Source organism: Mesorhizobium sp. BAC0120, assembly GCF_033542235.1.
In the GTDB taxonomy this organism is placed as follows: Bacteria; Pseudomonadota; Alphaproteobacteria; order Rhizobiales; family Rhizobiaceae; genus JAWRCU01.
On sequence record NZ_JAWRCU010000003.1, the window covers coordinates 289659 to 311677 of the forward strand.

19 protein-coding genes and 1 pseudogene are annotated in these 22019 nt (G+C 62.6%); 3 read left to right on the forward strand and 17 right to left on the reverse strand.

Going from position 1 to position 22019, the window contains the following annotated elements:
- Positions 1-59 precede the first annotated feature (59 nt).
- From pyc to SAZ10_RS08325, 10 genes and pseudogenes are all read right to left on the reverse strand, one after another.
- Positions 60-3515, reverse strand: coding sequence for a pyruvate carboxylase (gene pyc, locus SAZ10_RS08280; RefSeq protein ID WP_318608730.1), 3456 nt, complete (start codon positions 3513-3515; stop codon positions 60-62).
- A 266-nt stretch (positions 3516-3781) separates the two neighbouring features.
- Positions 3782-4897 carry a branched-chain amino acid ABC transporter substrate-binding protein gene (locus tag SAZ10_RS08285; RefSeq protein ID WP_318608731.1) on the reverse strand — a complete coding sequence of 372 codons (1116 nt, stop codon included), beginning with the start codon at positions 4895-4897 and terminating at the stop codon, positions 3782-3784.
- Between the two features lie 142 nt (positions 4898-5039).
- Positions 5040-5390 (reverse strand): DUF6867 family protein, encoded by a 351-nt coding sequence (locus SAZ10_RS08290; protein WP_318608732.1) that lies wholly within the window; start codon positions 5388-5390, stop codon positions 5040-5042.
- 9 nt (positions 5391-5399) lie between these two features.
- The gene (locus SAZ10_RS08295) at positions 5400-6131 is read right to left on the reverse strand and encodes an ABC transporter ATP-binding protein (protein ID WP_318608733.1); all 732 of its coding nucleotides are present in this window, start codon (positions 6129-6131) and stop codon (positions 5400-5402) included.
- Positions 6132-6163: 32 nt separating this feature from the next.
- A pseudogene (locus SAZ10_RS08300) lies at positions 6164-7252 on the reverse strand (ABC transporter ATP-binding protein); the annotation flags it as partial.
- Entirely contained in the window at positions 7252-8649 is a 1398-nt protein-coding gene (gene livM / locus SAZ10_RS08305; protein WP_318608734.1) for a high-affinity branched-chain amino acid ABC transporter permease LivM, read from the reverse strand. The pseudogene SAZ10_RS08300 and the gene livM, both read right to left, overlap by 1 nt.
- A 4-nt stretch (positions 8650-8653) precedes the next feature.
- On the reverse strand, positions 8654-9556 hold the full coding sequence (locus SAZ10_RS08310; RefSeq protein ID WP_318608735.1) for an ABC transporter permease subunit: 903 nt from the start codon (positions 9554-9556) through the stop codon (positions 8654-8656).
- Between the two features lie 315 nt (positions 9557-9871).
- Positions 9872-10873 carry a 4-hydroxyproline epimerase gene (locus tag SAZ10_RS08315; protein ID WP_318608736.1) on the reverse strand — a complete coding sequence of 334 codons (1002 nt, stop codon included), beginning with the start codon at positions 10871-10873 and terminating at the stop codon, positions 9872-9874.
- Between the two features lie 117 nt (positions 10874-10990).
- On the reverse strand, positions 10991-12322 hold the full coding sequence (locus tag SAZ10_RS08320; RefSeq protein ID WP_318608737.1) for an FAD-binding oxidoreductase: 1332 nt from the start codon (positions 12320-12322) through the stop codon (positions 10991-10993).
- An 80-nt stretch (positions 12323-12402) separates the two neighbouring features.
- Positions 12403-13296: a dihydrodipicolinate synthase family protein gene (locus SAZ10_RS08325; protein ID WP_318608738.1), complete on the reverse strand. Its 894-nt coding sequence runs from the start codon at positions 13294-13296 to the stop codon at positions 12403-12405.
- 91 nt (positions 13297-13387) lie between these two features.
- On the opposite strand from SAZ10_RS08325, the gene SAZ10_RS08330 reads away from it, so the two are divergent.
- Positions 13388-14059 carry a GntR family transcriptional regulator gene (locus tag SAZ10_RS08330; protein WP_318608739.1) on the forward strand — a complete coding sequence of 224 codons (672 nt, stop codon included), beginning with the start codon at positions 13388-13390 and terminating at the stop codon, positions 14057-14059.
- A gap of 100 nt (positions 14060-14159) precedes the next feature.
- On the opposite strand, the gene SAZ10_RS08335 is transcribed toward SAZ10_RS08330, so the two are convergent.
- From SAZ10_RS08335 to SAZ10_RS08355, 5 genes are all read right to left on the reverse strand, one after another.
- A complete protein-coding gene (locus SAZ10_RS08335; RefSeq protein WP_318608740.1) occupies positions 14160-14504 on the reverse strand; it encodes a hypothetical protein in 345 nt (114 codons plus the stop codon).
- 185 nt (positions 14505-14689) lie between these two features.
- Complete coding sequence (locus SAZ10_RS08340) at positions 14690-15139, reverse strand: PIN domain-containing protein (RefSeq protein ID WP_318608741.1); 450 nt, start codon at positions 15137-15139, stop codon at positions 14690-14692.
- The gene (locus tag SAZ10_RS08345) at positions 15139-15378 is read right to left on the reverse strand and encodes a type II toxin-antitoxin system prevent-host-death family antitoxin (RefSeq protein ID WP_318608742.1); all 240 of its coding nucleotides are present in this window, start codon (positions 15376-15378) and stop codon (positions 15139-15141) included. Before SAZ10_RS08345 ends, SAZ10_RS08340 begins: the two co-directional genes overlap by 1 nt.
- A 117-nt stretch (positions 15379-15495) precedes the next feature.
- On the reverse strand, positions 15496-16992 hold the full coding sequence (locus tag SAZ10_RS08350; RefSeq protein ID WP_318608743.1) for a CoA-acylating methylmalonate-semialdehyde dehydrogenase: 1497 nt from the start codon (positions 16990-16992) through the stop codon (positions 15496-15498).
- 139 nt (positions 16993-17131) lie between these two features.
- Positions 17132-17707, reverse strand: a complete 576-nt coding sequence (locus SAZ10_RS08355; protein ID WP_318608744.1) for a TetR/AcrR family transcriptional regulator — start codon at positions 17705-17707, stop codon at positions 17132-17134.
- A gap of 91 nt (positions 17708-17798) precedes the next feature.
- Here SAZ10_RS08355 and SAZ10_RS08360 point away from each other — a divergent pair, with 91 nt between their 5' ends.
- Both SAZ10_RS08360 and SAZ10_RS08365 read left to right on the forward strand, forming a co-directional pair.
- Positions 17799-18704, forward strand: coding sequence for an SDR family oxidoreductase (locus SAZ10_RS08360; protein WP_318608745.1), 906 nt, complete (start codon positions 17799-17801; stop codon positions 18702-18704).
- A gap of 320 nt (positions 18705-19024) precedes the next feature.
- Entirely contained in the window at positions 19025-19906 is an 882-nt protein-coding gene (locus SAZ10_RS08365) for a DMT family transporter (protein ID WP_318608746.1), read from the forward strand.
- Here the strand turns inward: SAZ10_RS08365 and SAZ10_RS08370 are convergent.
- Both SAZ10_RS08370 and SAZ10_RS08375 read right to left on the reverse strand, forming a co-directional pair.
- Positions 19903-20307, reverse strand: coding sequence for a VOC family protein (locus tag SAZ10_RS08370; RefSeq protein ID WP_318608747.1), 405 nt, complete (start codon positions 20305-20307; stop codon positions 19903-19905). The two genes, SAZ10_RS08365 and SAZ10_RS08370, sit on opposite strands and share 4 nt — an antisense overlap.
- Before the next feature lie 48 nt (positions 20308-20355).
- The gene (locus tag SAZ10_RS08375) at positions 20356-21129 is read right to left on the reverse strand and encodes a TIGR01458 family HAD-type hydrolase (protein ID WP_318608748.1); all 774 of its coding nucleotides are present in this window, start codon (positions 21127-21129) and stop codon (positions 20356-20358) included.
- Positions 21130-22019 lie beyond the last annotated feature (890 nt).

Below are 22019 nucleotides of genomic sequence, written 5' to 3' on the forward strand. Positions count from 1 at the left end.
ATCTAATCGGAAGTCAAGGCCGGCGGGGGCGAAAGTGGTGGGCCACGCGCACCCCGGCTCTAGCCGTAAACCACCAGCAGGTCCTTGGCGTCGATCTGATCGCCGGCGTGCACCAGAAGCTCCGCGATGACGCCATCGCGCTCGGCGTGCAGCGCCGTCTCCATCTTCATCGCCTCGATCGAGAGCAGCACGTCGCCCGCCTTCACCGGTTGCCCGGCGGAGATCGCGACCGTCGAGACCACGCCCGGCATCGGCGCGCCGACATGCGCCTCATTGCCCGGCTCCGCCTTGCGGCGAGCCTTTGAGCTGGCCGCGCGGCTGCGGTCCGGCACCTTGGCGCGGCGCGGCTGGCCGTTGAGCTCGAAGAAGACGGTAACCATGCCCTTGTCGTCGGCTTCGCCGATCGCGAGACAGCGGATCACAAGCGTCTTGCCGCGCTCGATCTCGACGAAGATCTCGTCTTCTTGGCGCATGCCGTAGAAATAGACCGGCGTCGGCAGCACGCTGACAGGGCCGTAAATTTCCTGTGCCGCGGCGAAGTCGGCAAACACCTTCGGATACATCAGCGAGGAGGCCAGCTCGAACTCGCTGACCTTGCGACCGAGCTTCTCCTCGAGCTCCTTGCGCAGCGCGTCGAGGTCGGCGGGTTTGAGCAGCGAGCCGGGCCGCACGGTGATCGGCTTGTCGCCCTTCAGCGCCTTCTTCTGCAACCCCTCAGGCCAGCCGCCGGGCGACTGGCCAAGGTCGCCGCGCAGCATGGAGACGACCGAATCCGGGAAGGCGATGTCCTTGGCCGGGTTCTCGACATCGGTGACGGTAAGGTCCTGGCTCACCATCATCAGCGCCATGTCGCCGACCACCTTGGACGACGGCGTCACCTTGACGATGTCGCCGAACATCATATTGACGTCGTGATAGGCTTGCGCGACCTGATGCCAGCGTGTTTCGAGCCCGAGCGAGCGCGCCTGCTCCTTGAGGTTTGTGAACTGTCCGCCCGGCATCTCGTGCAGATAGACCTCGGAGGCCGGCCCCTTGAGGTCGCTCTCGAAGGCCGCATACTGGTTGCGGACGGCCTCCCAGTAGAAGGAGATGCGACGGATCCATTCGGTGTCGAGGCCGGGATCGCGGTCGCTGCCCTTCAGCGCCTCGACGATCGAGCCGAGGCAGGGCTGCGAGGTGTTGCCGGACAGCGCGTCCATGGCTGCATCGATCGCATCGACCCCGCTCTCCACTGCGGCGAGCACTGTGGCCGCCGACAGGCCGGACGTATCATGCGTATGGAAATGGATCGGCAGGTCCGTCTCCTCGCGCAGCGCCTTGAAGAGCACGCGGGCCGCAGCCGGCTTGAGCAATCCCGCCATGTCCTTCACGGCGATGATGTGGGCGCCAGCCGCCTCCAGCTCCTTGGCGAGATCGACATAGTATTTCAGGTCGTATTTGGCTCGGGCGGGATCGAGGATGTTGCCAGTGTAGCACATCGCCGCTTCGCAGAGCTTGTTCTCCGCGCGCACGGCATCCATGGCGACCCGCATGTTCTCGACCCAGTTGAGGCAGTCGAAAACACGAAAGAGGTCGATGCCGCCGGTCGCGGCCTGTTTCACGAAATGGCGGACGATATTGTCGGGATAGTTGGTGTAGCCGACTCCGTTGGCGCCTCGCAGAAGCATCTGCATGAGGAGATTGGGCGCGGCCTCCCGAACCAGGGCCAGGCGCTCCCATGGGTCCTCCGTGAGGAAGCGCATGGCGACGTCGAAGGTCGCACCGCCCCAGCATTCGAGCGACAGAAGCTGCGGCAGTGCCCGTGCATATATGCCGGCGATGCGGGCGATATCGTAGGTGCGCATGCGCGTCGCCAGCAGCGACTGGTGGCCGTCGCGCATCGTCGTGTCGGTGACCAGGACGCGCGTCTCGCCGCGCATCCACTCGGCGAACTTTTCGGGCCCGAGCTTATCGAGCTTCTGCCTGGCGCCGGGAGAGATGGTGCCATTGAGATAGGGCACTTCCGGGGGCGCGGCGTCTGCCTTCGGCCGCGGGCGGCCGCGCGCCTCGGGATGACCGTTGACCGTGACGTCGCCGAGATAGTTGAGGAGCTTGGTCGCGCGATCCTGCCGCTTCACCTGGGCAAAGAGCTCCGGCGTCGTGTCGATGAACTTCGTCGTGTAGCTGTTATCCCTGAAATGCGGGTGGCTGATGATCGCTTCCAGGAAAGTGAGGTTCGTCGCCACGCCTCGGATGCGGAACTCACGCAAGGCGCGGTGCATGCGGGCGATCGCCTCGCTCGCCGTTGGCGCCCATGCGGTGACCTTTTCGAGCAGCGGGTCGTAGTAGCGGGTGATCACGGCGCCCGAATAGGCAGTGCCGCCGTCGAGGCGGATGCCGAAGCCGGTCGCGCCGCGATAGGCGGTGATGCGGCCGTAATCCGGGATGAAATTGTGCTCCGGATCCTCGGTGGTGATGCGGCACTGCAGCGCGTGGCCGTTGAGGCGGATGTCCGACTGTGGCGGCACGCCCGAAGCCGGCGTGCCGATCACTTCGCCTTCGAGAAGGTGGATCTGCGCCTTGACGATGTCGATGCCCGTCACCTGTTCGGTGACTGTGTGCTCCACCTGAATGCGCGGATTGACCTCGATGAAGTAGAACTTGCCGGTATCGGCATCCATCAGGAATTCGACCGTGCCGGCGCCGACATAGTCGGTAGCCCTCGCGATCTTCAATGCGTAATCGCAGAGCTCGCCTCGCTGGAGGGCATCGAGATAAGGCGCCGGCGCGCGTTCGACGACTTTCTGATTCCGGCGCTGGATCGAGCAGTCGCGCTCGAACAGATGGACGACATTGCCGTGCTTGTCGCCGAGCACCTGCACCTCGACATGGCGGGCGCGCTCGACGAGCTTCTCCAGATAGACTTCATCCTTGCCGAACGCCGCCTTGGCTTCGCGTTTGGCCTCCATCACCTCGCGAGCGAGATCGGCCTCGGAACGGATCACGCGCATGCCGCGGCCGCCACCGCCCCATGAGGCCTTGAGCATGACGGGAAAGCCGATTTCGGCCGCCATCTCCCTTACGGCCGCCATGTCGTCCGGCAGCGGTTCGGTGGCGGGAACGACGGGCACACCGACCTCTTTTGCCAGGTTGCGCGCCGCAACCTTGTTGCCGAGCCTGCGCATCGTCTCAGGCGACGGGCCGATGAAGATGATACCGTTCGCCGCGCAGGCCTCCGCAAATTCGGGGCTTTCCGACAGCAGGCCGTAGCCGGGGTGGATGGCGTCCGCGCCCGACAGCCTGGCGACTCGGATCACCTCGGCTATCGACAGGTAGCTCTCGATGGGTCCGAGGTCGCGCTCCAGATGGGGGCCGCGGCCGACCTGGTAGGATTCGTCAGCCTTGAAGCGATGCAGCGAATATTTGTCTTCTTCCGCCCAGATGGCGACCGTTTTGATGCCGAGCTCGTTGGCAGCGCGAAAAACGCGGATGGCGATCTCGGAACGGTTGGCGACGAGGATCTTGGTGATCGGCAAAGGGGAAGCTCCGGAGCCGGCGAAAGCTATGCTGCAACAACTAGAGCGTGATCCCGGAAAGTTGCATGCTTTTCGGCTAAGATCATGCTGCAAGGACAGCTGGAAAGAGCTGAATGACTCCACTCCAGTTCATCGCGTTCTAGCGTGAAAATGCTGCAGTGCAAACATAATTGGCAGCCCGGCCGATCAATCGAAAATGCGCCGCTTACTCAAAAAAAATGCCCGGCGCCGGGCGCCGGGCATTCGTTTAGCCGAGTTTCGCCGGCTTATTTCTCGAAGTAGGTGTACTTGCCGTCGTCACCCTTCTTCCACTGGTACATGACGTAGTCCGGACGGGTGATGTCGCCCTTCTCGTTGTAGCCGATGTCGCCGATGGCGGTCGCCCACGGGCCGCTCGACTTGATCGTCTCTGCGACTTTCTGCGGATCGAGCGAGCCGGCCTTCTTGGCGGCCTCAGCGATGATCTGCGTCGCAGCGTAGGCGTAGAGCGTGTAGGCTTCCGGCTCGAATCCGTTTGCGCGGAACTTCTCGACGAGCTCCTTTGCGGCCGGGTTCTTGCGCGGATCGGGAGCGAACGTCATCAGCGTGCCGTTGACAGCGTCGCCGGCAATCGAGGCAAGCTCGTTCGACACGATGCCATCACCCGACATGAAGCCTGCCTTGAGGCCTTGGTCGGCCATCTGGCGCATCAACAGGCCGGCTTCGGTATGCAGGCCACCGTAGTAGACCATGGTGACGCCGGCTTGCTTCATCTTGGCGATGAGCGCCGAGAAGTCCTTGTCGCCGACATTGATGCCCTCATAGAGGACTTCCTGCATGCCGTCTTTGTTCATCGCCTTCTTGGTTTCGTCGGCGAGACCCTGGCCATATGGGGTCTTGTCGTGGATCACCGCGACTTTGCCGTCCTTGAAGTTGGCGGCGAGATAGCCACCCGCGACGCCGCCCTGCTGGTCGTCGCGTCCGCAGGTGCGGAACACGTTCCACAGGCCGCGCTCGGTGAGCTGCGGATTGGTCGCCGCAGGCGTGATGACCAGCACGCCGTTCTCGGCATAGACGTCCGAGGCAGGGATGGTGACGCCCGAGTTGAAGTGACCGACCACGAACTTGACGCCGTCGGCGACGAACTTGTTGGCGACCGAGATGCCCTGCTTCGGGTCGGAGACGTCGTCGCCGATGGAGAGGACGATCTTCTCGCCGTTGATGCCGCCCGCTGCGTTGATGTCGGCCACCGCCTGCTCAGCGCCCTTCTGGAGCTGCGCGCCGAAGGCTGCGTTCGGGCCGGTGATCGGGCCGGCGACGCCCATCAGGACGTCTGCCCAGGCGCTGCCGCTGAACGCCATGACGGCGGCTACGGCAACGGCGGACAATAGTGCTTTTCTCATAGAAACACTCCCATTGTACTGGGTGGGCGAGGATATTGCTTTCATGCGATGCCCACCCATATCGCAGAAAGCCTAGTTTGCCGATTTCCCGGCAGTTGTCACGCCGATTCACTCCGGAACCGGCGCAATTGGTGAATATCCCTCAGCTCTGGTTTTTGGGCTTCCAAGTCAAGGGCGATGCCTTTTCATAAAGCCAGTAATATTGGGTGACCATCTGGTTGGTACGTGTGTAGTTGTAGCTCAGCGTGCCGAAGATCAACAGCACGATTGTATCCACGATGTAGTAGTGAAGCGAGAACATCGTGCCCAGGAAGAGCGCGTGGTGGATGAAGCGGACGGCGATGCCGAGTCCGAGCAGGTACAGGACAAGGATCGTAAAGGGCCGCCAGGTTTGCGCGCAGGCGCGTCCGGTCATCCAGGCGGCACCGCCGCCGAGCACCCATGTGACGCCCAGGAACTGCGCCAAGCCTTGCTCGTACAAAATGCCTTGCATCCTGCGCTCCTAATGATGCCCGCCTTCGAGATAGGCGGCCCGCACATCCGGGTCGGCAAGCAGGTCCTTGCCGGTGCCGCTCATCGTCACGCTGCCGTTGACCAGCACATAGCCGCGATGCGCCAGCTTCAGCGCGCCGAAGGCGTTCTGCTCGACAAGGAACACGGTGAGGCCCTGGCTCCGGTTGAGCTCCTTGATAGCATCGAAGATCTGCTTGATGATCAGCGGGGCAAGGCCTAGCGACGGCTCGTCGAGCATGAGGAGCTTGGGCCGCGCCATCAGCGCCCGCCCGATGGAAAGCATCTGCTGCTCGCCGCCCGACAGCGTGCCGCCGCGTTGACGCAGCCGTTCCTTGAGCCGGGGAAAGAGCGTGAAGACCTTCTCCGCGTCCTCATCGAAATGCTTGAGCCGGTCGAGGCTTGCGCCCATTTGCAGGTTTTCCAGCACGGTCATGCGCGGAAAAATGCGCCGGCCTTCCGGGGACTGCGCGATCCTCAGCCGTGCGATCTCATGCGTCGGCAATTCGGTGATGTCCCGGCCGGCGAAGCGGATCATGCCGCGCCGGGCGCGCGGGTTGCCGAAGATCGTCATCATGAGCGTCGATTTGCCGGCGCCGTTTGCGCCGATCAGCGCGACGATCTCACCCTCGTCCACCGACACGTTGACGCCGTTCAAGGCGCGGATGTTGCCATAATAGGTCTCAACGCCCTCGACGCTGAGCAGGGCCCTTCCCGACGCCATCACTTACCCCCGCGCTTCGAGTTCGAGGACGGCTTCGCTGCAGACGTCTTCGCGCCCGGCGCATTGTTCGGCGCCCCGTCCGTGGAGCCGTCCGGCGCCGCTGGCGCATCGCGACCGGTCCGGAACGCATACGGGGAGATCGTGACGCGCTCGCCTTCCGGATCGGCGTGTTCGATGGAATCCCACATGGAACCGGCCATCATGGACGAGGAGCTTTGTGGTCCATGCTGCGCATCAGGTCTTGCGTCGAGCTGCTCGAGCACCGCGTCATCTCCGACCGTGGTGAGCACCTCTTCCACCTCCTCGTCGGGAACACCGAGATAGGCGGCGATCACGCGCGGATCTGTCCGCACATGCTCCGGATTGCCGTCCGAGATCTTGCGCCCATATTCGAGCACCACCACGTGATCGGAAATCTGCATGACGACCGACATGTCATGCTCGATGAGCAGGATCGAAGTGCCGGTCGTATTCTTGATGTCGTTGAGGAGCCCGTTGAGATCGGCCGACTCGCGGGGGTTGAGGCCGGCCGCCGGCTCATCGAGGCAGAGCAGCTCGGGACCGGTGCACATGGCACGCGCAATTTCCAGCCGGCGCTGCGCGCCGTAGGGAAGATCACCGGCCGGATCGTCCGCCCGGTCCACCAGCTTTGCCTTCTCCAGCCAATGCTCGGCCAGCTCGATCGAGGCGCGCGACGCCTGCCGGTAGGCGGGGAAGCCGAACAGCCCGAGCACCGTATAGCCGGAGGCGAGCATCAGCTTGTTATGCTGCGCGACGAGCAAATTCTCGAGCAGCGTCATGCCCGTGAACAGCCTTATGTTCTGGAACGTGCGCGCCACCTTGGCCTTGGCCGTTATTTCGTGATCGGGCATGCGCTCGAGCAGGAACTGGCGGCCATCGCGTCCGGCAAGGGTGATCATGCCCTCGGTCGGCTTGTAGAAGCCGGTGATGCAATTGAAGACAGTGGTCTTGCCCGCGCCGTTCGGCCCGATCAGCGCAGTGATATCACCGCGCCTGGCCTCGAACGAAAGATCGCCGATAGCGACCAGTCCACCGAACTTCATCGACAGATGATCGACCTTGAGGATCGGACTGTCCATTGAGCTGGTACTCTCGTTCATCAACCGTGGCCTTCCTTGGCGAATGATGCCGACACGGCTTTGCGCTTGTGCAGGAAGGCCGTCGGTTCACGGCTGCCGACGAAGCCCCTCGGCTTCCACAGCATGACGATCACCATGGCCAACCCGAACAGGAGCATGCGGTAGAGTTCCGGGGTGAAGCTCTCTCCGAAGATCACCTTGAGGAACGTCAACTCGCGCAGGATCTCGGTCCCGCCGATCATCGCCAGGGCAGCCACGGCGATGCCGCCGAGCGAGCCCATGCCTCCCAGCACGACGATCGCCAGCACGATGGCCGACTCCAGGAAGACAAAGGATTCGGGGCTGACGAAGCCTTGGCGGGCGGCAAAAAACGAGCCAGCGAACCCGCCGAACATCGCGCCCATGGCGAAGGCGGTGAGCTTGGTTTTGGTCGTATTGATCCCGAGCGAGCGGCAGGCGATCTCGTCCTCGCGCAATGCTTCCCAGGCACGGCCGATCGGCAGCCGCCGCAACCTGACCGTCACGAAAGCCGTGAGCAGGCAGAGCATCAAGATGAGATAGTAGAGGAAGATCTTGTAATAGGCGCCCGAGGCGGCAATGCCGAGCACCTTGCCGATGTAGTTGGGAGCCGAGATGTCGAACGACATCAGTCCGAAGAAGGTGACTTTCGGAATGCCGGAAATACCGGCCGAGCCATTCGTGACCTCGCGCCAGTTGATCAGCACGAGGCGAATGATCTCGCCGAAGGCGAGCGTGACGATTGCCAGATAGTCGCCCCTGAGCCTGAGCACCGGGAAGCCGAGCATGATGCCCCAGAAGGCAGCGAGGATGCCGGCCGCGGGCAGGAGAATCCAGAAGGACAGACCGAAATGCGTGGCCAGCAGCGAATAGGAATAGGCACCGACGGCATAGAAGGCGACGTAGCCCAGGTCCAGCAGGCCGGCGAGGCCCACGACGATGTTCAGGCCCCAGGCCAGCATCACATAGATCAGGACCTGGATGCCGAAATTATCGACCCATTTCAGCGATCCCTGAAAGCCGAACAGCCCCACCATGACGACCGGGTAGAGCAGCAGCGCTGCGATCCCGATCTTGTTGAAGTTTCTGCGGATGAGGCCGGGCTCGGCCTCCTCGACACGCACCTCGCGCTTGGCTGCGGCCCGTCGCGACGCCGTGAAGTAGGGCGCAGCGTATGCGACATAGAGGAAGCGGCCGATCGCCGTGATGGCGACCACAATCGCGAGCAGCCCCCAGCGCGGCACCAGGATCAATTCATTACGAATGTTCTGGTCGGTCTTCAGTCCGATCAAGAGGACGAAAAGGCCGAAGGAGATGAGTGCCGCGTAACCGGCTTCCTTCAGCGCGTTGGGGAAGACGTTCTCAGCCTCTTCGCGGGCAGTGGTGACTGCTTGCGCCATGAGCTTAGACCTTTTCAACTTCCGGACGTCCGAGAATGCCGGACGGCAGGAAGATCAGAACGATGGCAAGGATCGAGAAGGCGGCGACGTCCTTGTAATCGATCGAGAAATAGGCCGACCACATCGATTCGATGACGCCGATCAGGAGGCCTCCCACGACCGCGCCTGGAAGCGAGCCGATGCCGCCGAGGACCGCCGCGGTGAAGGCCTTCACGCCCGGCACGAAGCCATCGGAGAAGACGACGACGCCGTAATACATCACGAACATCGTCCCGGCGACGGCGGCAAGCGCCGCGCCCATGATGAAGGTGATCGATATCGTGCGATCGACGTCCACGCCGAGCAGCGCCGCCATCTTGCGATCCTGCTCGCAGGCGCGCTGGGCGCGACCGAGCGGGGTCTTGTTGACCAGGTACCAGAACACGACCAGCATCGCCGCCGTTATCAGGAAGATGACGATTTGCTTGAGCGAGATGGTGATGCCGGCGACCTGGTATGTCTGCGAGACCAGCTGCGGGATTGGCTTGTTGCGCGGTCCCTGCGCGACCTGGACGAAGTTGGAGAGCGTGATCGACATGCCGATCGCGGTGATCAGCGGCGCCAGCCGGAAAGACCCGCGCAAGGGCCTGTAAGCGACGCGCTCGATCACCCAGTTGTAGAGGCTGGTCACCAGCATGGCGACGATCATCATGATGAGCAGCGCGATCGCCACCGGCACGCTGTAGAAGAGACTGAGCAGGATCAGAAAGACAATCAGTGCGACGAAGGCACCTATCATGAACACATCGCCGTGGGCGAAGTTGATCATGCCGATGATGCCGTAGACCATCGTATAACCGATGGCTATCAGCCCATAGATCGACCCCAGCGTCAGCCCATTGATAAGCTGCTGGAAGAAATATTCCATGTGTAAACGGCTCCCCAGGAATGTCGCCTTTCGGTCGCATTCCTTTTTGATCTTGCCCCTAGTCCTAATCGGTCAAGCCCGGAATGCAACGGCATTTTCCGATATCCCGCGCTTCTCCCCATCTCGCGCGGGCTCCATGCATTGATGCCGTGCGGCTTATTGGACTAGCGCGACGCTATCATTGGCACAACGCAATGTCTTTGGCGATTCCGTTTTTGTGCGGTGCTTTCACGAAAGCGTTTTGCGCGACTTGATCGATTATCGAAGAATTCTTGCGCTATCCCAAGGGAAAGCGCCGCAAGACGAAATGATGTTTCAGGCCACCACAAAGCCATGCGCGAAGGGATCGCGGTCGTCGATGAAGATGGTGTTGTGACCGGTCATGCGCGCCCAACCGCCGATCGAAGGGATGATCGCCGGTTTGCCGGCGACGCTCGTTTCGCGTTCGACGCGGCCCTTGAAGAGCGAGCCGATGATCGATTCATGGACGAAGCTGTCGCCGGCCTTCAACCTGCCTTTGGCGTGAAGCTGAGCCATGCGTGCCGAGGTTCCCGTGCCACAGGGCGAACGGTCGATCGCCTTGTCGCCATAGAAGACGGCGTTGCGCGCGTCGGCTTCCTCCTTCTTGGGTGCGCCGGTCCAGAGCATGTGCGAGAGCCGGTTGATCCCCGAATTGTCCGGATGGACAAAGCTGTACTTCTCGTTGAGGCGCTGCCGCACGACCGGGCTCCAAGCGATCAGTTCGCCGGCGGAGTGATCGGCCATGTCGCGATAGTTCTGCTGCGGCTCGACGATCGCATAGAAATTGCCGCCATAGGCGACATCCACCTTGATCTCGCCGAGCACCGGGCATTCGACCGTCAGGCCTTCCGCATAGAGGAAGGACGGCACGTTGGTGATCCTCACCTCCTCGACATATTCGCCGACCTGCCTGTACTCGGCCACGACAAGCCCGGCCGGCGTGTCGAGCCTCAGCACACCCGGACTCTTCGGCTTCACCAGCCCGTTCTCAATCGCCATGGTCACCGTTCCGATCGTGCCGTGGCCGCACATCGGCAGGCAGCCGGAGGTCTCGATGAAAAGGATCGCAACGTCGCAATCCTCGCGGGTCGGCGGGTAGAGGATCGAGCCCGACATCACGTCGTGGCCGCGCGGCTCGAACATCAGGCCGGTGCGGATCCAGTCATATTCGGCGAGGAAATGCGCGCGCCGTTCCATCATGGTAGCGCCCTCGAGCCGCGGACCGCCTCCGGCGACCAGGCGGACCGGATTGCCGCAAGTGTGACCGTCGATGCAGAAGAAGGAATGGCGGGCCATATTGTCTGTTCCCTGGCTTGAGCAAGATCCCGAAGGTTGCAGCGTTTTCGGAAAAGATCATGCTGCGAAATCAAAAATCTAGAGCAGGATGAATGACTCCGTTCAATACATGCTGCACTAGAACCGTCGCGGGCTGAATGGCGAGATATCGATCGCCGGAGTCTGCCCGAGGAGTTGATCGCGGATCAACCGCCCGGTGGCGGCCGCCTGGGTGAGGCCGAGGTGGCCATGACCGAAGGCGTAAGACACGTTCGGGTTCGAGCGGGCCTGGCCAATGACGGGAAGCGAGTCGGGCAGGGACGGCCGGTAGCCCATCCATTCGCATCCGCCCCGATCGTCGAGCCCGGGCAGGAAGCGCTTTGCTTTCGCGAGCATCGCCTTCGCACGCTCGAAATTGGGTGGACGCCGGATGCCGCCGAGCTCGACGGCGCCGCCGACGCGTAGCCCCGTCTCCAGCGGCGTGATGACGAAGCCGTGGCCGGAGAAGATCAGTTGCCGCTTCACGTCGAAGGCGGTCGTAGGCAGCGTCGTGTTGTAGCCGCGCTCCGTCTCTAGCGGGATCGCATCGCCCAGCTGACGCGCGATGAGATGCGACCAGGCGCCGGCGGCGATCACGACCTGCCGCGCAAGCAGCGTACGGCCCTGCCGCAGCTGGACCGCGATGCGCCCGCCGGACGGAAGCACGAGACCCACATCGCCGTGAAGGAAGGCGGCGCCCTTTTCCTCGGCGTGTCTCCAGATCGCCTTGCCGAGCAGCTTCGGGTCGGCGACCGTCTTCCAGCCGGGAACGAAAGTGCCGCGCACGAACTGCGGCGACAGGCCAGGCTGGCACTCGGCGATCTCGTCCTTGCCGAGATGCCTGTAGTCGATGCCGAACCTGTCGCGCGCTGCCCAGCCAGGTAGCGACGCCTGGAATTCGGCCTCGCTTTCGTAGAGCTCGAGCGAGCCGTCCTCCCGCAGCATGGGCCTGGTGCCTGAACGCTCCATCAGCGCGGCCCATTCAGCCTCGGCAAGCTTCATCATTGCGCCTTGCGCGGCAAGGCTCGCCTCGTAGCAGCCGGGTCGTCCTGCCCGCCAGAAGCGCAGCAGCCAGGGGAGCAGCTTGGGCAGATAGCTGGGCGGGATGGACAGCGGGCCGAGCGGGTCGGTGAGCCATTTCGGCACCTGCGCGATCATCCCTTTATGCGCTAGCGGCAGCACGTCGGAGAAGGCGAAGGCCGCGGCATTGCCCGAGCTCGTCTCTTCGCAGACGCCCGTGCGGTCGATCAGCGTGACCGAGCGTCCCGCCTCGGCAAGGTAGGCAGCAGCACAGATGCCGATGATGCCGGCACCGACGATGATGATGTCGGCCTCATCTCCGTCCCCTTCTCCCCGTCTACGGGGAGAAGGTGCCCGAAGGGCGGATGAGGGGCTGCGCCTCCCCTCGTCAGATGTAGAAATTTCCTGCATGGCTTGCGCCGCCCCTCATTTGGCTGCCGCCATCTTCTCCTCGTTAACGGGGAGAAGAACGCCTGCCGCGATGGCGTCGCTCAAATCTTCGGCAGTTCCGGCCGCGTCGCGATGGCGTCCTTGACGAGCTTCTCGATTGCCGCGCGCCGCTCGCCTGAATGCGGCTTGCGCGGCATGCGTACCCGATCATTGGTGCCGATGGCGAAAACCTCGGCGAGCTTGATGTTCTGGACGAGATAGGTCGAGACGTCGAGGTCGAGCAGCGGGCGGAACCAGCGGTAGATGGCGAGAGCTTCCGCCGTGCGGCCGGCCTTCATCAGCTTGTAGATTGCGACCGTCTCCTTCGGGAAGGCGCAGACCAGCCCGGCTACCCAGCCGACGGCGCCGACAGCCAGTGCCTCGAAAGCGAGATTGTCGACGCCGGTGAAAAGGTCGAAGCGGTCGCCGAAGCGGTTGATCATCTCGGTCGAGCGGCGAATGTCGTCGCAGGATTCCTTGATGGCGACGAAGAGCGGATCCGATGCCAGCTCGGCCATGATGTCGATGGTGACGTCGACGCGATAGGCGATGCGGTTGGAATAGATCATCACCGGCAGGCCGCCGGCGGCGGCAACTGCCTTCAGCGTGCCCACCGTCTCATCCGGGTTGGTGTGATAGATCGGGCTCGGCACGACCATCAAACCATCGGCGCCCGCCTTGGCGGCCCGCTTCGCAAGGGCGGCAGCGTCGCGCGTGGCCGGCTCGTTGATTGTCAGAAGTACAGGCTTCTTGCCGGCGATCTTGCGCGCCGTCGCAAAGACCTCGAGCTTCTCGTCATGCGACAGCATCGGCCCCTCGCCGAGCGAGCCGCAGACGATCAGGCCATCCACGCCGGCTTCGAGCTGCAAGGCAAAGCAGCGCTCGTTTTCCGCATGGTCGAGGCGATCGTCCTCGGTGAATTTGGTCGTGACTGCTGGGAAGACGCCGGCCCACATGACTGTTCTCCTTCTGATATATCAGTGATATATCTCAAGCCGGGCGAGGCTGTCAATCGACTTTCGCGTCTGATATATTAAAGATATATCAATGGAGCCACAGTTGCTTACAGCCGATCCGGCCCTTGAGGCTGCCCCTGCCGCCGCACGCGCCTATCGCGCGCTCGAACGGCTAATCGTCACGCTCGAACTGCCGCCCGGCAGCGTGGCGACGGAAGGGGCGTTGATCGAAAAGGTGGGGCTTGGCCGCACGCCGGTGCGTGAAGCAATCCAGCGGCTCGCTTGGGAAGGGCTGGTCGAAGTGCGACCGCGCGCCGGACTGGCCATTGCTCCGCTTCATCCGGCGGACTGGCTGCGCGTCCTCGATGCTCGAAACGGCGTGGAGATCGTGCTGGCGCGCTCAGCGGCGCGGTTCGCCACGCAGCAGACTGCGGATCAGTTCCATGCGGCTGCGCTCGCCATGCAGAAGGCGGTGATTGCCGGCAATGTCATCGCCTTTCTTGAAGCCGACAAGGCGCTTGACGATGCGCTCAGCGCCGCCGCGGACAACCCGTTCGCGGCGCGGCTGGCGGCGCCGTTGCAGACCCATAGCCGGCGCTTCTGGTTCCGCTATCAGGCCGACACCGGCGTGGCCGCCGCCGCCGAGCGGCACGTGGCGCTGATCCGCGCGATCCTGAGCGGCGACGCGGTCGAGGCCGGCGAAGAAGCAGCACGGCTGATGGCTTTGCTGCGGCGCTACGCCGAAGCCGTGGCGACACAATGAGACAGATTATTCGTGCCGAGAATGAGCCTCCTGCCGCAGCACCTGCAGCGCACACTCACCGGCCGGATCGCAGCATCGTGGTCGATGGACCCCGATCCTGCTATCTGGAAGACGGCACCGCGGCGGCCGGGCGCTGCAGCTTGGTATCGAGCCCTCTGACGAAATTCAGGCTATCCCAATCCTTGCCGGCCGAAAGAATGCAGCTGTTGCCGTCGGTGCCGGTCGCAAGGATCGTCCAGGTTCCGGCGCCGGAAACAAAGACCTCCAGCAGCGCCTGCGCGTTGACGACGCCGACCGACTGCTGACTCTCTTTGAAATCCTGGGCAAGTTTTGCGACGACCTCTTTGCGAGGCCCGCAGGTTGGGTGTTCGGCCTGGGCTGCAGCGGGGCCAACCAATGCGATACAGGAAAGCGCGCCGAGGACAAATGCAAACCGGTTCATCATGCGTCTCCTTCGCCGCCAAGCGCCGGAGACGGCATGTGATCAGTTCACCGCGCCGGCAGCATCACCTCGTTTCATGACCTGAACGCCCTCCCAGCATCCGGTCATATCCAACCGGCTCACGGCCTAACCGTTCCATCACTTTGATGAGGCAGTTCGGTAAGGCTGCGAACGGGCGACGACAGGCCCTACCTGGCGGCAAGCGCTGCCGCCAGCAAAGGATGCGGCTCGTCGGCGAAAGGATTTGCGACCGTGACGCCACCCCAGGTAAAGCCGTCCTGCATGTCTTCGGACAGCAGCAGACGGCAACCGGCAATGGAGGCCGTGGCAAGAACAACAGCATCCCAAATCGCCAACTCATGCTCGGCAGCCAACCGGATCGCTATCACCAAAGTGTCCGTGGTCGTATCGAGTTTGCGGAATGTGTTGCTCCATCGCTCGATGCGCTGCCGGGCATATTCCCGCGTATGTTGGCGTCGACGAATTATGACATTAAAGAGTTCGCCGAGCACCTGAACCGGGATAAGACAGTCTTGCGGCTGTAGCCCTTCAATAAGTCGGATGGCGGAGTGATGCCTGACGGGATCGTTGATGCCCTCGGCATAGGCCAGGACATTGGTATCAAGCGCGATCTTCATCAATCGTCGTAGAGTTCGTCACGAGTCCAAGGTCCGACATTGACAATCGGGCGAGTTCGGAGCTCCGCCAAAAGCTCCTGCTTCGCCTTTTCTCGCGAGCTCTTGTCGGCATCAATCGGCACCAGCTTGGCCACGGGCCGCCCATGGCTGGTCACGACATAACTCTTTCCCTCGCGCACTTCGCGTAAAAGACGCGAGAACTCGCGATTGGCCTCCGCAGCAGAAATGGTTTCGTCCATGCCGCACCTAAAGTAGTTATTATGCCTACTTAGAGGATCAGACAGCAATTTTCAATCAGACGAGTTGCAATGCAAAGGAGCGCAGGATCGCACTCCATTGCATCTACTCCTAGGAAATCAGTTCATCGTCGGAATGACGAACTCGGCACCCTCCTTGACGCCGGACGGCCAGCGCGAGGTGACCGTCTTCGTCTTGGTGTAGAAGCGGAATGCGTCCGGGCCATGCTGGTTGAGGTCGCCGAAGCCCGAGGCCTTCCAGCCGCCGAAGGTGTAGTAGGCGATCGGCACCGGGATCGGCACATTGATGCCGACCATGCCGACCTGCACCTTCGCGGCGAAGTCGCGCGCGGCGTCGCCGTCGCGGGTGAAGATTGCGACGCCGTTTCCGTATTCGTGCTCGCTCGGGAGCCGCAGCGCCTCCTCGTAATTCTTCGCCCGCACCACCGAGAGCACCGGGCCGAAGATCTCTTCCTTGTAGATGCGCATCTCGGGCTTCACGTCATCGAACAGGCACCCACCCATATAGTAGCCGTTCTCATAGCCCTGCATCTTGAAGTTGCGGCCGTCGACAACAAGCTTGGCGCCTTCCTTCACGCCGAGATCGACATAGCCCTTGACGCGCTCCAACGCCTGCCTGGTCACCAGCGGGCCGAAGTCGGCGCTGGCGTCGGTCGAAGGCCCGACTTTCAGGCTCTCGACGCGCGGGATGAGCTTTTCCATCAGCAGGTCGGCCGTCTTCTCGCCGACCGGAACCGCAACCGAGATCGCCATGCAACGCTCGCCTGCCGAGCCGTAGCCGGCGCCGATAAGCGCATCGACCGTCTGGTCCATGTCGGCATCGGGCATGACGATCATGTGGTTCTTGGCGCCGCCGAAGCACTGTACCCGTTTTCCGGCCGAGCAGCCCCGTGCATAAATATACTGCGCGATCTGGGTTGAGCCGACAAATCCGACAGCCTTGATATCCGGATCGTCGAGGATCGCGTCCACCACCTCCTTGTCGCCGTTGACGACGTTGAGGATGCCGGCCGGCAACCCCGCTTCGATGAAGAGTTCGGCGATGCGCAGCGGCACGCCTGGGTCGCGCTCGGACGGCTTCAGGATGAAGGCGTTGCCGGAGGCGATCGCCGGCGCGATCTTCCAAAGCGGGATCATGGCCGGGAAGTTGAACGGGGTAATGCCGGCCACCACGCCAAGCGGCTGGCGCAGCGAATAGACGTCGATGCCCGGGCCGGCACCATCGGTGAACTCGCCCTTCATCATGTGCGGCGCGCCGATGCAGACCTCGACGACCTCGAGGCCGCGCTGGATGTCGCCCTTGGCGTCGGCAATGGTTTTGCCGTGCTCGCGCGCGAGGATATCGGCGAGCGAATCGTACTCCTTGTTGGCCAGTTCGAGGAACTTCATCAGCACGCGTACCCGGCGCTGTGGGTTGGTGGCCGCCCAGGCCGGCTGCGCCGCCTTTGCGTTCTCTACGGCTTTCCTGAGCTCCGATTTGGAAGCGAGCGCGACCATGCCGCGTACGGTGCCGTCCATCGGCTGGAAGACCTCCTGGCTGCGGCCGCTCGTGCCGGCGACGCGCTCGCCGCCGATGAAATGCCCGTACTCGATCATGTTTCACTCCCTGGATTGATTGCTAGGCGCATTGTCCCGCTTTGGACGACACTTGGCAACGCGAAGCGAGAATGAACCGTTGTGCAAAAAATCAGCAACAGACAAGATCGGATATCATTTTGCGCATATTGGCACGCGCCTATCCCGCCGGCGCGGCCGCGACGATGGCAGCAACAAAGCGCCTGAGACCTTCTGCGACGAAATCCTCCACCTTCCCCTGCGGGTCGAAGCCCCACCAGAGCAGCGAACCTTGCCATTGCGCCGCGATCAGCAGGCCCATGCCTTGCGGGGCATGCGGGACGGAAGAGAAGCAGCCGTCGAGAGCAGCCGAAAGGATGGCTTTCCAGGCCGCCCCGCGCGCGCGCAGAACCGGGTCGCGCAGGTCCTCGCGCAGGACCAGCAGCCCTTCGGCATAGGATTCGATGCCGCCATAGTCCCGCGACAGCCCGACAAGCAGCTCGACCGCGCCATCGGGTGTCTTGGCAACAGCCTCCGCAAGCCTCGCCGTCTTCTCGTCCAGCCGGTCCCAGGCATGCAGCAGGGCGCTTTGCTTCAGCCTGGCCTTGCTCTCGAATCGCTGCACCAGCGTTGCGGGTGAGAGAGCGCAGGCCTTTGCAAGGCTCGCAAAGGTAAGTGTCTCCGGCCCCCGCTCATGGATCAGCTTCAGCGCGGCTTCCAGCACTTCCCTGTCGGACAATGTCTTGGGACGAGGCATCTTGACCTTCTATTTATAACCGAATAGTCATTTATATATCTATATCGACAGCCGTCAATTTGCAGGAATGCAGCTTCGGGAGAGTACGACGATGCTTCAAGGGAAAGTTGCATTGGTGGCCGGCGCAACACGCGGGGCAGGCCGTGGCATCGCGGTCGAGCTGGGCGCCGCGGGCGCGACCGTCTACGTCACCGGCCGGACCACGCGCGACCATCAATCCGAATATGGCCGGCCGGAAACGATCGAGGAAACTGCGGAGCTGGTCTCGGCGGCCGGCGGCAATGGCGTCGCCGTCAGGGTCGATCATCTCGTCGCCGACGAAGTGCGGAGCCTCGTCGAACGAATCCGCGCCGAGCAGGGCCGTCTGGACATCCTCGTCAATGACATCTGGGGTGGGGAAAAGCTGTTCGAATGGAACAAGCCGGTCTGGGAGCACGATCTCGAGAACGGCCTGCGCATGCTGAGGCTCGGCATCGATACGCATCTTGTCACGGCGCACTATGCCCTCCCCTTGCTGATCGAGAGGCCGGGCGGACTCCTGGTCGAGGTGACGGACGGTACCGCGGAATATAATGCAAGCCATTACCGGCTCTCGCCATTCTACGATCTTGCCAAGGTCGCGGTTAACCGCATGGCCTGGGCGCATGCCAAAGATCTGGGGCCGCGTGGCGCGACCTCGGTCTCGATCACGCCCGGATGGCTGCGCTCGGAGATGATGTTGGAACATTACGGCGTAGGTGAAGACAACTGGCGCGACGCTCTCGCCGAGACGCCGCATTTCGTGATCTCCGAGACCCCGAGCTTCGTCGGCCGCGCCGTTGCGGCTCTCGCGGCAGACCCCGACCGATCGCGCTGGAACGGACAGTCGCTGTCCAGCGGCGGCCTGGCCAAGGTCTACGGTTTCACTGATTTGGACGGCTCGCGCCCGGACGCCTGGCGCTACATCGTGGAGATCCAGGAGGCGGGCAAGCCGGCCGACGCGTCTGGCTATCGCTAGCGCATCGGACCCGAAACTTACCGTCCGTCTCAGACGAATCCGATGACAAACAGAGGGACAGCAGTCCAACTTGAACGCAGGCTGCATGAAATGTGATGCAAAGGAATCGAGGTCAGCAATGCGCGGAACTTCGGCATTAAGGGGCTGGTCATCTTCAATTTCTTTGGTCGCGCACACAATTTCTTTCGCTGTATTGGCTTCGCCTCCACTGCTAAGCACGTTCCCACAAGCCTGTTCAACATGATGAGAGCCTGCCACAAGCGAGGAAATCCGGGCAGGCACTCTGGGGAAGCGCGCCAACGCTCGCGCAGGACTCCGACATGAGCTCCACAGCCTTGGCCGCCCCTTCACGTCAGGCGAAGGCCATCGCGCTGATGACCGTCACGGCCTTCGTGATTCAGATCGTCGATGGCTTGGCCAAATATCTGAGCGCTGACTATTCGCCCCTCTTCATCGGGTGGGCGCGATATGCGGTCGCCTTCCTCATCCTGCTGCCCTGCGCCGCAGCGCTTCACGGGCCGCGCCTGTTTCCGTCCGAGCGGCTCGTCTCGCATGTGCTGCGCACCATTTTCCTGGTCACGGCGATGTCGCTCTACTTCGTTGCCATTGCCCGAATTCCGTTGGCAACGGCGATCAGCGCTTTCTTCATTGCGCCGGTCCTGGCCGTGGTGCTTTCGATACTGGTCCTCAGGGAGCGCATGACGCTCCGAAAGGGGATCAGTCTCGCGCTCGGCTTTGCAGGAGCCATGGTGATCCTGCAACCTGGCCACACGATCGAGCCGGGAATCCTGCTGGCGCTCGGCGCAGGCTTCGCATTCGCTCTCTATATGGTCGCCACGCGGCATGCGGCGACGCACAGCGATCCCGTCAAGACACTTGCTTTCCAATGCGCGGCCGGCGCGTTGCTCCTCACTCCCCAGGCGGTGGCTACCTGGTCGACGCCGGCGCTGAGCGACCTCATCTTCTTCGCCGGGCTCGGCGCCTTTTCCCTCATCGGCCATCTGCTGTCGATCGTCGCCTTTCGGCTTGCCGATACGTCGACGCTCGCGCCACTGGTCTATGTCGAGCTGATCGGCGCCACGTTGATCGGCTATCTTGGGTTCGGCGACGTTCCGGGCATGGCGACCATTGTCGGCGCCGTGCTCATTGCCGCGGCGGGCCTGATCCTGCTTCAGCGACGAAACGGCGGCACGACAGGCTAGATCGAGGCGTCAGGAGGCTCGATGCCCATGACCCGTCCGTCCGTCGATGTTTTCAGCCTGCCTTTCGACTGGTCCAGAATGACGATCACATTACCGAACGGATCGCGGATCCGGGCACACCGCCCAATCGCGATGTCGAAGGGTGGCTCTACGGCCGCGCCGCCTGCGGCGAGGAATGCAGCGAATGCGTCGTCCGCATTCTCGACCACCATGTCCGTCTCCGGGCCGATCCGAAGGTGGACGACAAGCTCCGCATCGGTTTGAGGTAGTGCGAAGCCGGCTGCCTCCTCATCGCGCCAGATGAGCGGATGGCCTAGTTTGTCCCGGTAGAAGGATATTGCCGCATCGAGATCGTCGACGCGCAGGAGGTGGTTATCGATCTTGCTGAAAAACGGCTTCATATCCTTCCTTCGAAACGGTCGTGGCCTGAGGCGATCAGCGCCCGCCGTTCACGCGTTGTGGCCGAGCAACCCTTCGACGGCAGCGGCCAGATCCTCGTGTTCGCCTGTGGGCCGGATGGAGAGCCTTTCCGCCGTCCCTGGGCGCCATTTGCCGGTCTGCACGAGATAGCCGGAGAGCCCCGCCTCAATGGCCGCAGCCACGTCGAATTCGGCATCGTCGCCGATCATGGCAACGGCCCCTGGCTTGAGCCCCATATCCGCGACGGCAAGCTGGAAGAACGCTGGCGACGGCTTGCCGAGAACGACGGCAGTCCGGCCCGTGGCATATTCCAGCGCGGCAACGAACGCACCGACATCGAGGCTGGGCTTCCCGTCCTCGCCGATGAAAACGCGATTGCTCGCAAGCGCCAGGAACTCGGCTCCCTTGTCGAGGCGCCGGAACGCATCGTTCAGGCCGGCATAGGTGAAGCCGTCGCGTGCGTCGCCGATCACGACGGCCGGCCGGCTTCCCATCGGCAGCCTCTCGAAGTCCTGCTTCAGAGCAGGGGATATGAGATAGAAAGGCTCGAGATCATGCTTGAGGATGTAGGTTCTGGCTGCAATCGCCGGGGTGAAGAGGTCTTCGCGGCTGGCCTCTATGCCCAGCCCGGCGAGCTTGGCGAGAATGCCGGACAGCGGCTGGCTGGTCGTGTTGGTCAGGAAACGGACCGGCATCCCCGCCTGCTTCAAACGCCTGACCGCATCGATCGAGCCCCGAATCGCCGCCCCGCCTTGATATACGACGCCACCGAGGTCGATCAGCACGCCCTTGATCTGTTCCATCCCAGAAACATTGCCGCTGTTTGCAGCCTCGTCAAATCCTCTCCAATCAATTCCGTTCCGCGAAATCGGAGCTTGCAACGGTACGACCCTGGCATTCCGGCCTGTGCACGATGGAAACATAATGTGAGCTGCACCGCGGCAATTGAGCCCGAATAGGCGCGCCGCCTAAATCCCGCCATGTAAGCGAAGGAAAAATAGTGTGAGCAGAGATCGGAGTGTGTTATACAGCGATGGTCTCAGGCGTCCAACCCTGCGCACCTTCCTAGGGCGCGCGGACAACGTCCGACGTAGCGTGCAACGCCGCCGGAATCGAGCATCTTCAGGGATCGTAGTCGTCCGATGCGTTCGGGCCGCCGAACCTGTTCCGGGAGGTTGATACTATGCTCTCATTCGCGAGTTTCTGGAAAAAGCCAACAGCGCCTAAGCCGGTTTCAACTGCGCCGCAAAAGCCAATCGCCAGCTACGAGCAGCAGCGAAAGGCGGCAGCCGAGCGGCGGAAGAATGCCGACACCATTGGAATGCTCCGCCGCCAGCAGGAGATCAAGGAGACCCATCGGCTCTTGTAATCGAGAGCGCCCAAGCGGCACGGCCGCTGGACGCGCTGATGCTCAGATCCCTTGCAGTGGAAAACGCATGCGATCTGAGGTGGCCCAAATTCACCAGCGGGCAAGGCCGGGGGATCGCGGCTCATTACCAAGCATCGATCTGAAGTGATGAGAGTGCCCGGATCGGGGCCTCGCATCGATGCGGTCTGTCAAGCGGTTGGATTTTGGCGGCTGGATTTTGGCCGAAAAAGCCCGGCAACAGCAAATTCGTTGCCTAGAGCTTCGGCAGCGACTATATGTGGCATGATTTCCCTAAATCGGTGGCTTGACCACCGCCCGCGGCGG

Bases quoted from the DNA above. Each gene is read 5' to 3' on its own strand.
- SAZ10_RS08285 (WP_318608731.1), bottom strand. From the start codon at position 4,897: ATGAGAAAAGCACTATTGTCCGCCGTTGCCGTAGCCGCCGTCATGGCG.
- SAZ10_RS08290 (WP_318608732.1), bottom strand. From the start codon at position 5,390: ATGCAAGGCATTTTGTACGAGCAAGGCTTGGCGCAGTTCCTGGGCGTC.
- SAZ10_RS08295 (WP_318608733.1), bottom strand. From the start codon at position 6,131: ATGGCGTCGGGAAGGGCCCTGCTCAGCGTCGAGGGCGTTGAGACCTAT.
- livM (WP_318608734.1), bottom strand. From the start codon at position 8,649: ATGGCGCAAGCAGTCACCACTGCCCGCGAAGAGGCTGAGAACGTCTTC.
- SAZ10_RS08310 (WP_318608735.1), bottom strand. From the start codon at position 9,556: ATGGAATATTTCTTCCAGCAGCTTATCAATGGGCTGACGCTGGGGTCG.
- SAZ10_RS08315 (WP_318608736.1), bottom strand. From the start codon at position 10,873: ATGGCCCGCCATTCCTTCTTCTGCATCGACGGTCACACTTGCGGCAAT.
- SAZ10_RS08320 (WP_318608737.1), bottom strand. From the start codon at position 12,322: ATGCAGGAAATTTCTACATCTGACGAGGGGAGGCGCAGCCCCTCATCC.
- SAZ10_RS08325 (WP_318608738.1), bottom strand. From the start codon at position 13,296: ATGTGGGCCGGCGTCTTCCCAGCAGTCACGACCAAATTCACCGAGGAC.
- SAZ10_RS08330 (WP_318608739.1), top strand. From the start codon at position 13,388: ATGGAGCCACAGTTGCTTACAGCCGATCCGGCCCTTGAGGCTGCCCCT.
- SAZ10_RS08335 (WP_318608740.1), bottom strand. From the start codon at position 14,504: ATGATGAACCGGTTTGCATTTGTCCTCGGCGCGCTTTCCTGTATCGCA.
- SAZ10_RS08340 (WP_318608741.1), bottom strand. From the start codon at position 15,139: ATGAAGATCGCGCTTGATACCAATGTCCTGGCCTATGCCGAGGGCATC.
- SAZ10_RS08345 (WP_318608742.1), bottom strand. From the start codon at position 15,378: ATGGACGAAACCATTTCTGCTGCGGAGGCCAATCGCGAGTTCTCGCGT.
- SAZ10_RS08350 (WP_318608743.1), bottom strand. From the start codon at position 16,992: ATGATCGAGTACGGGCATTTCATCGGCGGCGAGCGCGTCGCCGGCACG.
- SAZ10_RS08355 (WP_318608744.1), bottom strand. From the start codon at position 17,707: ATGCCTCGTCCCAAGACATTGTCCGACAGGGAAGTGCTGGAAGCCGCG.
- SAZ10_RS08360 (WP_318608745.1), top strand. From the start codon at position 17,799: ATGCTTCAAGGGAAAGTTGCATTGGTGGCCGGCGCAACACGCGGGGCA.
- SAZ10_RS08365 (WP_318608746.1), top strand. From the start codon at position 19,025: ATGAGCTCCACAGCCTTGGCCGCCCCTTCACGTCAGGCGAAGGCCATC.
- SAZ10_RS08370 (WP_318608747.1), bottom strand. From the start codon at position 20,307: ATGAAGCCGTTTTTCAGCAAGATCGATAACCACCTCCTGCGCGTCGAC.
- SAZ10_RS08375 (WP_318608748.1), bottom strand. From the start codon at position 21,129: ATGGAACAGATCAAGGGCGTGCTGATCGACCTCGGTGGCGTCGTATAT.